The sequence below is a fragment of the Pontibacter sp. LHS2 genome (assembly GCF_058932845.1).
Genome location: NZ_JBZYWG010000003.1, coordinates 262074 through 273353 on the forward strand (window position 1 = coordinate 262074; position 11280 = coordinate 273353).

Annotated in this window: 12 protein-coding genes; 7 read left to right on the top strand and 5 right to left on the bottom strand. The window is 49.5% G+C overall.

Annotated elements, in window-relative coordinates; all coding sequences use genetic code 11:
* Positions 1 to 168 precede the first annotated feature (168 nt).
* Positions 169 to 1038, top strand: coding sequence for a universal stress protein (locus AC5FX6_RS14415; RefSeq protein WP_493597759.1), 870 nt, complete (start codon positions 169 to 171; stop codon positions 1036 to 1038).
* Positions 1039 to 1045: 7 nt separating this feature from the next.
* Here the strand turns inward: AC5FX6_RS14415 and AC5FX6_RS14420 are convergent, their stop codons facing one another.
* Positions 1046 to 1945, bottom strand: a complete 900-nt coding sequence (locus AC5FX6_RS14420; RefSeq protein WP_493597760.1) for an ATP-grasp domain-containing protein — start codon at positions 1943 to 1945, stop codon at positions 1046 to 1048.
* Positions 1946 to 2082: 137 nt separating this feature from the next.
* On the opposite strand from AC5FX6_RS14420, the gene AC5FX6_RS14425 reads away from it, so the two are divergent.
* From AC5FX6_RS14425 to AC5FX6_RS14440, 4 genes are all read left to right on the top strand, one after another.
* On the top strand, positions 2083 to 2733 hold the full coding sequence (locus tag AC5FX6_RS14425; RefSeq protein ID WP_493597761.1) for a hypothetical protein: 651 nt from the start codon (positions 2083 to 2085) through the stop codon (positions 2731 to 2733).
* Positions 2734 to 2801: 68 nt separating this feature from the next.
* A complete protein-coding gene (dtd, locus tag AC5FX6_RS14430; RefSeq protein WP_493597762.1) occupies positions 2802 to 3254 on the top strand; it encodes a D-aminoacyl-tRNA deacylase in 453 nt (150 codons plus the stop codon).
* 94 nt (positions 3255 to 3348) lie between these two features.
* On the top strand, positions 3349 to 4278 hold the full coding sequence (locus AC5FX6_RS14435) for a hypothetical protein (RefSeq protein ID WP_493597763.1): 930 nt from the start codon (positions 3349 to 3351) through the stop codon (positions 4276 to 4278).
* 16 nt (positions 4279 to 4294) lie between these two features.
* Entirely contained in the window at positions 4295 to 4621 is a 327-nt protein-coding gene (locus AC5FX6_RS14440) for a nucleotide pyrophosphohydrolase (RefSeq protein ID WP_493597764.1), read from the top strand.
* 161 nt (positions 4622 to 4782) lie between these two features.
* Here the strand turns inward: AC5FX6_RS14440 and AC5FX6_RS14445 are convergent, their stop codons facing one another.
* Entirely contained in the window at positions 4783 to 5511 is a 729-nt protein-coding gene (locus AC5FX6_RS14445; RefSeq protein ID WP_493597765.1) for a 2-phosphosulfolactate phosphatase, read from the bottom strand.
* Between the two features lie 10 nt (positions 5512 to 5521).
* Positions 5522 to 6610, bottom strand: coding sequence for a glycine cleavage system aminomethyltransferase GcvT (gcvT, locus tag AC5FX6_RS14450; protein ID WP_493597766.1), 1089 nt, complete (start codon positions 6608 to 6610; stop codon positions 5522 to 5524).
* 405 nt (positions 6611 to 7015) lie between these two features.
* Between gcvT and AC5FX6_RS14455 the strand changes: the two genes are divergently transcribed.
* Together AC5FX6_RS14455 and AC5FX6_RS14460 are read left to right on the top strand one after the other, a co-directional pair.
* Positions 7016 to 8485, top strand: coding sequence for a sensor histidine kinase (locus AC5FX6_RS14455; protein WP_493597767.1), 1470 nt, complete (start codon positions 7016 to 7018; stop codon positions 8483 to 8485).
* 46 nt (positions 8486 to 8531) lie between these two features.
* A complete protein-coding gene (locus tag AC5FX6_RS14460) occupies positions 8532 to 8966 on the top strand; it encodes a response regulator (protein ID WP_493597768.1) in 435 nt (144 codons plus the stop codon).
* A gap of 3 nt (positions 8967 to 8969) precedes the next feature.
* Here AC5FX6_RS14460 and rnhB read toward each other — a convergent pair whose 3' ends face one another.
* Together rnhB and AC5FX6_RS14470 are read right to left on the bottom strand one after the other, a co-directional pair.
* Positions 8970 to 9587 (bottom strand): ribonuclease HII, encoded by a 618-nt coding sequence (rnhB, locus tag AC5FX6_RS14465; protein ID WP_493597769.1) that lies wholly within the window; start codon positions 9585 to 9587, stop codon positions 8970 to 8972.
* A gap of 94 nt (positions 9588 to 9681) precedes the next feature.
* Positions 9682 to 11262, bottom strand: coding sequence for a RagB/SusD family nutrient uptake outer membrane protein (locus tag AC5FX6_RS14470; protein ID WP_493597770.1), 1581 nt, complete (start codon positions 11260 to 11262; stop codon positions 9682 to 9684).
* Positions 11263 to 11280 lie beyond the last annotated feature (18 nt).

Genomic DNA, 11280 nt, shown 5'->3' on the forward strand with positions numbered 1-11280 from the left:
AGGTGTATGAGGTTACAAATTAACCGAAAAAATTAGAAAACACCCGACCCTCTCTGCTCCTGTCCCATTTCATACCCAAAATATCCTGGTTTACCGGCTATTTGCCCCTGCTGTCTATACTTGTCAGAGCATTGCTCGTATATATGGGCCAACCCATACCTCCAAAACATGTTTCGGATACTCACCCCTGTTGATTTTTCGGAAGGTTCGGCCAAGGCCAGCCACTATGCGCTACAGCTTGCAGCCGGCATACCCGGAGCCAAGCTCCTGCTACTCCACTGCTTTCAGGACTACCTGGCTGATGCTGATCCTATACCTGCCAGTGCGGCCAAACTGACTCCCTCGGAGCAAATAGCCGAGCGTGTACTGCACCGTAACGAGACTGACGCACTGGAGCAGCTTGAAGAACTGTATGAAGAGCTAAAGCAGAAGGCCAGCCACATGGGTAGCAGCCTGCATATCGAACGGAGTCTGGTTCATGGTCTCCCTGAAGAGGAAATACCGGAGCATACGGAGCGTTTTCGCCCTGCCCTGGTCATCATGAGCACCAAAGGGGAATCAAGCATCGGGCGGGCTGTGTTTGGTACCGTATCGACGAAGGTGATTGAGGAAACCCGTGTACCTGTACTGACAGTACCAAACCAATTTGACGGTGCTATACCTAGCCGTATTCTGTACGCTACTGATTTTGGCAAAACGGATGCAGCCGATATGGATCGCATCCGGCAGTTGTTTGGTCACTTAAATCCCATGATCTACTGCGTGCACATTTCGGATGATCCCGAAGAGGACCGTGAAAAGTTGCTGGAGCTTCAGCTAAAACTTCAGCAGGGCGCCTCCGAACACAACATCCGTTATGCCTTGCTCGAAGGCGAAGATGTGGCGCAGGCCCTGCAGGACTTTGCCCGCAGCGAAAATGTAGACCTATTGGCCCTGACCACCCGCGAACGCGGCACATTCGACTCGCTCTTTAACCCTAGCCTGGCGAAGAAGATGGTCTTGCACGCGCCGCTCCCTGTATTGGTTTTCCACAGCTAGGTATAGGCTATACCCTAGTAGTGGTCTGCTCCATCAAAGTCATAAAAGACTGGTAGTAGCGCTCCATGGCTCCTTCACTTGTGCTTAGGAACAGGAAAGGCTCAATCAGCTCCAGCTCCATCAGTACCAGTTCACCATCAAGCTCCACACCATCAACGCGGGCGTATAAGCAGTCCTGTGCGAACTGTTCCACAATGTCTGTGGCGGTTTGCAGCATAGTAGCAGGAGGCGTTGGGGTATGCACGCTTCCTCCGAAGAAGTGCTGCACCCGGAAGTCGCCCGACTTGGCTGTCTTGAGCACAGTATGGCTACACCTGCCGTTGAAGAAAAGAAAGGACCACTCCCCCTGTGTCTTGATCTCCTCCAGGAAAGGCTGTGCCAGGAACGGCTCCTCCTGCAGCAGGTCGTTGATGCGGGCTGTATACTCGCCTGCCTCTGCCCTGCTGATGGCCATGGTATTCTTGGCAGCCCCGCTTACCCGCGGCTTCACAATGATCTTGTCGCGTCCGATCACCTGAAACACTGCCTCGGCGTCAAAGCGACTGCCCTGCTCCAGCCACACAGTAGGCACAATCTTAACACCGTGTGCCTGCATTTCTTTAAAGTACTGTTTGTCAGCGTTCCACCGCAGCGTTTTTACAGGATTGAGCACGCGACAACCCAGCGCTTCCAGCTTGTCAAGCCAGGTATAGAAGGCGCTTATTTTATCGAAGTAGTCCCAGGGCGATTTGATGATAATGGCGTCAAAAGCGGTCCAGTCTACCTGCTCATCATCCCATACCTGAAAAGAAATTTTATGGCCTTTTTCGGCTAAAAAACGGCTTACACGCTCATCTTCGCTATCGGCATTGGTAGTATAGCTACCTAGGCTCCGGCAAGTGACCAAAGCTATTTGTAGTAATGACATAAATAGTGATATTTGCGCAAAATTATACTTTCTAGCCTGCAGAAGCTACAGAATAAATTTCATTTTAGTGAAAACTTTAAGAACGTAAGTTCTCGTATGTAAAGTATAATTTTCTTGCCCGCTTTTTAATCGACACCATGTTACATCTTTTCAGCTTCAGCCTACAACACAGGTACAGTTTCTCTGTACGCCTGATGGTCCTGCTGTTGCTGATCAGTACCACAGCCGCTGCCTGCAACCCGGAGGGTACGCAGGAAGAGCATGCCGAAGAACCGCAGGAGCGTAACCGGCAGCACATAGAGCCTGATACCATGCTGGCCCACCGTCAGCCAAGCGGTCCGCCGTCTACCATTGATTTCCTGGGCAACCCTTTTCTGGCTGATTACCGCCAGAGCAAAAAGCTGGACGCCTACTTTGCCCGCATCAGCACTGACTTCACACTCGATGCTGACCCAATAGAGAATATCCACCGCCCGGCCATCACGGACACGATCTACACCATTCGCTTCGGTGAATCGGTAATAGAGCTCTATGCCCCTACCCAAACCGGTGAGCTGCTGCTGCAAGTGGCCGATATCCGCAATGCGGGTATTGCCCTGCGCAATAATATGAAGGTGGGGATGGGCCAACCGGAGCTGATGACCAAGCTCAAGAACTTTGACGTGCGCATTCTGCAAACCAATTCTGAGATCGTGGCAACTTCTGTGGAGGGTGCTCCCATCTCGCTGCGCTTTTTCCTGAAAAACGGTAAAGTCAACCGGATCAGGTATGAAGGCTACGTTGATTAAGCAGAAACCTCCCAAGGTATAAGTAAACCAGAAATCCTACCTTTGCAGTTGAACCAAAGGTATAGCCCATGCGCATCGTCATCCAACGCGTCACCCAAGCTTCTGTCACCATCGACCATCAGGTAAAAGGCGAGATCGGTCTCGGCCTGTTGCTGTTGGCAGGCTTTACCGGCGACGATACAGAGGAAGACCTGAAATGGACCGCCAATAAGGTGGCGCAGCTCCGCATTTTCAGTGATGCTGATGATAAGATGAACCTGAGCGTACAGGATGTACAGGGCGACCTGCTCGTGATCAGCCAATTTACACTCTTCGCCCTCACCAAAAAAGGCAATCGCCCTTCCTACATCAATGCAGCCCCTCCTGCCGTCGCTATACCTCTGTATGAGCGTTTTGTCACGCTTCTGGAAGAAACGCTGGGTAAAAAAGTACAGACCGGTGAGTTTGGGGCCGACATGAAGGTTGCCCTGCTCAACGATGGCCCGGTTACTATAACCATCGACTCCAAAAACCGGGAATAGACCGCTCCAAAGAATTGTGAGCTAAGCTGATAAAGCAAAAGGAATAATCGATATATTTCTACCTAAATCAGCTATACCTTACCGGACGGTTCATATGAAAGCCACACTTCAACCGGCAGCCTGGCTGCCCCAACTCATTGGCCGGCTTCTGCTGTGCACCTTCCTGATCACAGGATCCGCAATCAGCACACAGGCCCAGACCGATACGACGACACTCACTCAAAGTCCGATAGGTAAGCGCTGGATAGTGGAAACCCGCGACGGCTCTGTCATTCAGGGTATCTTTCTGGGGCAGACGGAAGGAGGTATACGCTTGCAAACTGATAGCGCCGGCGAGGTAGTGATCCCGCACACTCAGATCAAAAGCACCAAGATCATAGACGACAGCCGTATGCGTAACGGCGAGTACTGGTTCGAAAACCCCAATGCGACCCGCTACCTGTTCTCCCCATCTGCCTTTAGCCTTAAAAAAGGCGAAGCCTACTATCAAAACACTTACCTGGTCCTTAACTCGTTCAATGTCGGCATCACCGATAACATTACCATGGGTGGTGGCTTTGAGCTGATCTCTACTTTCTCGGGCACACCGGCTTTCTATCTCACGCCTAAGGCCACTTTTGAGATCAACAGTAAATGGCGGGCTGGGGGCGGCTTGCTTTATGCCAATGTGATCGGTGTAGAAGAAGATTTCTCAGGCTTGGGTATAGGCTACGGCATCGTAACCTATGGCAATACCGACGACAACGCTACACTGGGTTTGGGCTATGGATTTGTGGACGGAGAACTTTCCAGTAAACCAGTTATCACACTCAGTGGCATGAAACGGTTGAGCCGACGCATAGGCTTAGTGACCGAAAACTGGTTAGTGCCAACCAATGGGTATTACGGCGTGCTTTCCTATGGTCTCAGGTTTATGGGTGAGCGCCTTACCGTAGACCTAGCCTTCCTTAACAACAGCGACATTGCCAGTGCTATCCCCATTGGTGTGCCTTATGTGGATTTTGTGATTAAATTTGGCAAATAACCAAAGCTACATACCCATGACCATTGCCGAAGCACAGACCATCGTTGATAACTGGATCAAAGAAAACGGTGTTCGCTATTTCAATGAACTGACCAATATGGCTATCCTGACAGAGGAGGTAGGCGAAGTAGCCCGCATCATGTCCCGGCAGTATGGTGAGCAGTCGTTTAAGAAAAGTGACGAAGGCAAGCAACTCTCCGATGAACTGGCCGACGTGCTCTTTGTGCTCATCTGCATCGCCAACCAAACAGGTATAGACTTAACCGAAGCCCTCCGCAAAAACCTCGAGAAGAAAACCTCACGCGACGGCGACCGGCATAAGCAGAACGAGAAACTGAAGTAAGTTTAGGAGTTTAAGAAGGAAGAATTAAGAGTGATGTTTAAAATAGAACAGGGCCAGTCTTTAAAGACTGGCCCTGTTCTATTCAGTGGTTATCGTTGCTATTGCTTTAAAAGCGAAAGAATAAGCCCTCTGATTCCCCCAATTCTCTAAATCTCTAACTCCTAAACTCCCAAACTCTTAAACTCCTTCAGGTTTACCAGCCTATCCCCTTTCCATACCGGCAGCACGTTGTAGGTGTCGTGCTGGAGGCAGAACTCAATGTCTTTGTGGATCTCGAGATTTTCGAGGCGGCGCACATGGGAGGACTGACGCAGAAAGGTAACCATATCGTCCTTAGCGGCATGGTACAGGTATAGCGAGGCCAGAGTAGCGTCATTCTCAAACTCAAACTCCCCCTGCAGGCGCTCAGCCAGTGCTCCGGCGTACAATGTGTCTTCCAGGTTAAACTTACCTTTCCAGCCGGCGCACACCACGATCACATCCAGTTGCAGTTCGCGCAAGTGCTGCGCCACAGCCTCCAGGTTCAGGAAAGCCCCTACTATAATCTCCTGTGCCGCTTCGGACATGCGAATAGCGCGGGTACCATTCGTAGTTGTAATGGCCACCGTGCGGTCCTTTACCTGACCGTTCATGTAGGCAAAAGGTGAATTACCCAAATCAAAGCCCTCGGCTTTAATGCCGTTCCGCTCTGCAGCCGTCAGGCAACCCTGCTTGGCATATTCACGGCACTCTTCGAGTTGCATCACAGGTATAATATCGGTGGCACCATGCGCAAAGGCCGTCACCATCGTAGAGGTAGCACGCAGAATATCCACAGCCACCACTGTCTTCCCTTCCAGTTCATACAAGTGCAACAGCTCCGGGCTGTAACACACATCTATACTCGGCATTGTTGAGTTGTTATTTCTTTACAAACGGCAGCTTTACTACCTGACCTTTCATGTCCTTGTTGCGTACACGCACAAATACTTCTGTGCCTGGCTTGCTAAACTCGGTCTGAACATAGCCCATGCCGATGCCTTTGCCCAATGATGGCGACATCGTACCTGAAGTTACTTCACCGATCTGCTCGCCTTCGGCATTCACTATTTCGTAGTGTGCTCTAGGTATAGCTTTCTCCAGCATCTCAAAACCAACCAGCTTTTTGCTTACGCCGGCTGCTTTCTGCTCTTTCAGATTCTCGGAGTTTGTGAACTCCTTGTCGAACTTGGTGATCCAGCCCAGACCAGCCTCTAATGGCGAAGTGCTGTCGTTGATATCATTGCCGTAAAGGCAGAAGCCCATCTCCAGGCGCAGCGTGTCACGGGCACCCAAACCGATCGGCTTTATACCTTGGTCTTTGCCGGCTTCCATGATTGCATGGAACACCTTCTCGGCATCCTCATTCTTTACATAAATCTCAAATCCACCAGAACCGGTATAGCCTGTAGCAGAGAGTATAACATCAGGCACACCGGCGAATTCACCTTTCTCGAAGGTATAGTATACCATGCTACCCAGGTCCACTGAAGTAAGCGACTGTAAGGCCTCTACCGTCTTTGGCCCCTGCACAGCGAACAGTGACATTTCATCGGAAATGTTCTGCAGTTCAGCACCCTTGGTGTTGTATTTATTTACCCAGGCCCAGTCCTTCTCAATGTTAGAGGCGTTCACCACCAGCATGTATTCGTTTTCGGCCAGGCAGTATACCAGCAGGTCGTCCACAATGCCGCCGTCCTCGTTCGGGAAGCAGGAATACTGGATTTTACCTGGCGTCAGTTTAGAAGCATCGTTTGAGGTAACACGCTGTATCAGGTCGAGCGCCTCTGGGCCTTTCACCATAAATTCGCCCATGTGCGACACATCGAATATACCTACCGCATTGCGCACTGTGTTGTGCTCATCCAGATCAGACGAGTAGCGCACCGGCATGTTATACCCTGCAAAAGGCACCATTTTCGCACCTAGCGACTCGTGCACATCATTCAAAGCTATTTTCTTCAGTTCCATATCAGATTTGATTGCTAATAAAGTGGATGCTCAAAATTAAGTAAAATAAAACCGCTTCCGAAATTTTATATAGGAACTGGGTTTATATAGCCTAAACACTATTTTTGATCAATCAGGAGCCTCTGTATCTGTCCCTGTGCATAACTTGACGCCTTTTGTTGATAACCTTGGCCAGGTCAGCACGTAAATCAATTCGTCACTTTTTTAGCCAAAAGGATCATGCCATTTACTATTCATTTCAGCTTAGCACACAGGATAAGTGCGCCCGGCTGTCATCTGCCCAATTCGCTGTTCAGTCTGCGTTTTGTCAGGCACCTTATTTTGCTTAGTCCCATTTTTACTAATTTAGCAGGACACCATTTGTCCAACCTAAAGCTCAGCCCGGCGCTAATCAGATAATACTACATGAAGCTATCCATCAAGCTGTTTATCGGGTTTGTCCTGATATCCCTGCTTTTCACGACTGTTGCCATCGTAAACTTCAGACTATCAGAGGATGTGATCGATAACATGCGCTGGGTAACACGCTCCCAGATAGTGGTTCGTAACTCTGCTTCATTGCAGCGTAACATCATTGACATGGAGGCAGGTTTGCGCGGCTATCTGCTCAATGGAAACGAAGTGTTCCTGGAGCCATACCACGAGGCTAAAAGCATTCTCCCCAGGTTGCGGGAAGACGTAAGGAACTATACTGCCTCTGAGAGCCAGCAGCAAAAACTAGACAAGATCATCAGCACCCATGATAGCTGGATCAGTGATTACGCGGAACCGCTGATTGAAATGAAAAGAAGTGACACACTGGAAATGTCCTCGCGGGCCTTCGATAAGAAACTGGATACCCTGGTACTAGGCGAAAAGGTACTAATGGATACCATCCGAAGTGACTTCCGCATATTCAACTCCCACGAGTATACGCTTCGGGGAGAAAGAAATAACCGACTGAACACAAGTATCAATACTACAAGGCAAGTATCCACCGTTCTAACGATACTCTCTGTGCTCTTAGGCCTTGGCTGGGCGTGGTACATTACCCGCATCATCTCCAACCGCATCATGAAAATGGTGACACTGGCCGAGAAAATATCGAAAGGGGAATACCAGACCCAGATCGTAGACGATTCAAAGGATGAACTCAGCCAGCTGTCACACTCCCTCAATAGGATGTCAGCCACGATTGACGAAACGTTCACAGAGCTGGATCGGAAGAACAAAGAGCTGGACCAGTTTGCCTATGTGGTGTCACACGACTTAAAAGCCCCACTGAGAGGAATAGAAGTAGCATCGCGGTGGGTGGAAGAAGACATGGGGCAGAACCTGCCCGATAACATCAAAGAGTACCTGCTGATGATGCGTGTACGCGTGCATCGTATGGAAAACCTGATCAATGGTATACTGGCCCTTGCCCGCGTTGACCGAAACAGCTACGTGCAGGAAATGGTGGACGTGGAGCAGCTACTGGTCGAGGTAACCGATATGGCCTCACCGCCTAAAGGCTTCACGATCAACATAGGTTCTCAGATGCCACAGGTTTATGCGGAGCGGGTGCATTTGCACCAGGTTTTCCTTAACCTGATATCCAATGCCATTAAGTACCATAACCGCGAAGACGGCCGTATAGACATCTCTTGCCAGGAGTCGGAGAACTTTTATACCTTCTCAGTTTCTGATGACGGGCCAGGTATAGATCCCGAGTATCATGAGCGCATATTTGTGATTTTCCAGACCCTGCAGGAGCGCGATGCAGTAGAAAGTACAGGTGTTGGCCTGGCTATTGTAAAAAAGATCGTAGAGCGCCATGGAGGCAACATTTGGGTCGCTTCCAGCCCCGGACAAGGGGCAACCTTCAATTTTACCTGGCCTAAAAATCAGGCATAATTGAAATAATTATACTAATTTTGATCATTGAATTTTGACAAGCCCTATGATAAATAAAGACGTTAATATCCTTTTAGTTGAAGATGACTACCTGGATATTATGAATGTGGAACGCGAACTTAAGAAAATTGGCATTACTTACCCGATCCATGTAGCCCGCAATGGCCGAGAGGCGCTTGATATGCTACGCGGAAGCGGTGTACCTAAGATTTCACCTGCTCCCAGCGTCATTCTACTTGACATTAATATGCCGCGCATGAATGGCTTAGAGTTTTTGGCCGAGTTGCGTCGCGAACCGGAGTTCAGTCACATTCCGGTTTTCATCATGACCACATCAAACGAAGAAACGGATCGTATGGCAGCCCAGAAGCTGAATGTTTCAGGCTATATCGTGAAACCTATGAGCTTCGAGAACTTTGAGGCCAGCCCGTCTTCACTCGACAACTTCACCCTCTTCCTCGACCTCATTAAGCTGAAATAGGCATCACTTATCTGTTGGGGGGAATAGCAGCAGCTGTTCTTCCGAAAGTAACCTGAAAGACTGCCGATGGTGCTGCGTGGCTCCAAACTGCGCAATGCTGCTTCGGTGCTCTTTCGTGGGATAGCCTGCATTACGCTCCCAGCCATAAGTATTGTATTCCCTTGCCAGCTCGCACATAAGTTCGTCTCGATGTGTTTTGGCTAGCACAGAGGCCGCCGCAATAGACAAATATTTACCGTCTCCCTTCACTACGGAGGTATGAGGCACTGTGCCGTATACCTTAAATCTGTTGCCATCTACTATAAGATACGCAGGCTCTACATTCAGTCCTGCTACAGCCCGGTGCATGGCCAGGTAGGTAGCTTGCAGTATGTTGACCCGGTCTATCTCCTCAGGGCTTGCCTCTCCTATGGCCCATGCTACCGCATCACGCACGATATCAACCCGTAACTGCACCCGCTGTTTATGACTGAGTTGCTTTGAGTCATTCAGCAAGGCATGGCTATAGTCCGGAGGTAAAATAACGGCAGCTGCCACCACAGGTCCCGCCAGGCAGCCACGGCCGGCTTCGTCTATACCTGCTTCCAGGGTATGGCCACTGTAGTTGGGTAGAAGTGTCATGGATTAAGGAATGGTTTTGAGAAACAAAAATAAAACAAAAAGCCCTGCCAGCTTACGCTGACAGGGCTTTTTAAATCTATACTATCCGTAAGGCTTAGTATCCAGGGTTTTGCTGAGCAGCTAACACAGGGTTAGATGCAACTTCAGACACTGGGAAAGGCCAGATAAAACGGAAGTCATCGTAAGGGATGAACGGTATAGTGGTTGCTGGGAATGTACCGCTTCCTGCACTATATTGTGCTGTGTGGTTAGATGAAGAAGCCACCTTCGCAGGTATACCAGCAGGACCGAATACACCTTCTTTTGCCAGACGGTGGATGTCTTTCCAACGCATGCCTTCTGCCAGGAACTCTATACGACGCTCGTTCACGATCGCCTGTGTCAGGGCATTGCCAGTCAGACCAGAGTAAGTCTGATCAGTAGAACGACCACGAACGGCATTCAGAAGCGCAAGTGCTCTGTCGTTGTTACCTAATCTTGACTCCGCTTCAGCTACGTTTAACAGTACCTCAGCATAGCGAATGATTGGTGACCAGTCAGACTGTGTAGCGGCATCTCTATACTTTCTGGTGAAGATAGCACGCGTGGTAGTAGTGGTAATAGCGCGACGGGCATCATTTGCTGGCCAGAAAGAAGCGTTCCAGATAAGTGGGCTGATCGCAACAAGTGCACGGGCGCCAGGAAGGGCGTTGTACATCTGACCCAATGAACCGTTCACACTGGCGTTGTCATTTGCCGTGTTCATGAATGAGAAAATTGACTCAGTGTTGCTTGAGTTGTTAGCCCAAGGAGCGTCAGGAGAAGCTGTCAAAGCATAACCACCGATAGGACTTGTGAAAGTCGTAGTACCAGTAATCAACTTGTTGCCTTCTGTTACTACGCCTTGCCAATCGCGCATGTGCAGTTTAACACGAGTTTTCATCGCGATAGCAGCACCTTTTGTAGCTCTTGAGATTTTAGCACCGGCTGCACGTGTTTCAGGCAGGCTGGTCTCAGCATAGTCGAGGTCAGCCAGTATAGCAGCATAACCATCTCTTACAGAGTCACGACCTTGCTGTCTTGCTTCCTCTACACGGGCTGGCGTATTCACCGGAATTGTTCTGATCGGAACACCTGGGTGAGAAGCATCAGCCGTATGATTGTAAGGACGAGCGAAGTGTACTAATAACTCGTGGTTTGAAAGTGCACGCAGGTAACGGGCCTCACCGATGTAAGCATTACCTACTTCCGCTGTGATCAAACCATCTGCTACTGCTTTCTCAACACCTTCGATTACAATATTAGCCTTGTTAATAACAGCATACAGGGTCTCGAAGTGGTACACGTTATTCGCAGAAGCTGCATTGTAAGTAGAGCCATACGTGATGGCGTAAAACGCCTCCAGGTTCAGCATGTCCTCACCACGGTTATCGCCTTGCTCTACGTGCGCAGCACCAAACGGATAACCACGCACAGCACCACCAGCATAGAAACCACTTTGAGCGGCGTCATATACACCATTTACAGCAAGTTCTACACGCTCAGGAGTTGTAAATGCACTTGCTTCGGTAAGTCTGTCGAAAGGTTCGAGGTCAACAACATCCTTTTCGCATGAAGTCAGCATCAGGGAGAAGCACACCGCAGGGGCAAGCAACGCTAACTTCAGTTTATTTTTGATAAATGATCTATTTTTCATTTTAAGGGAATTAAAAAA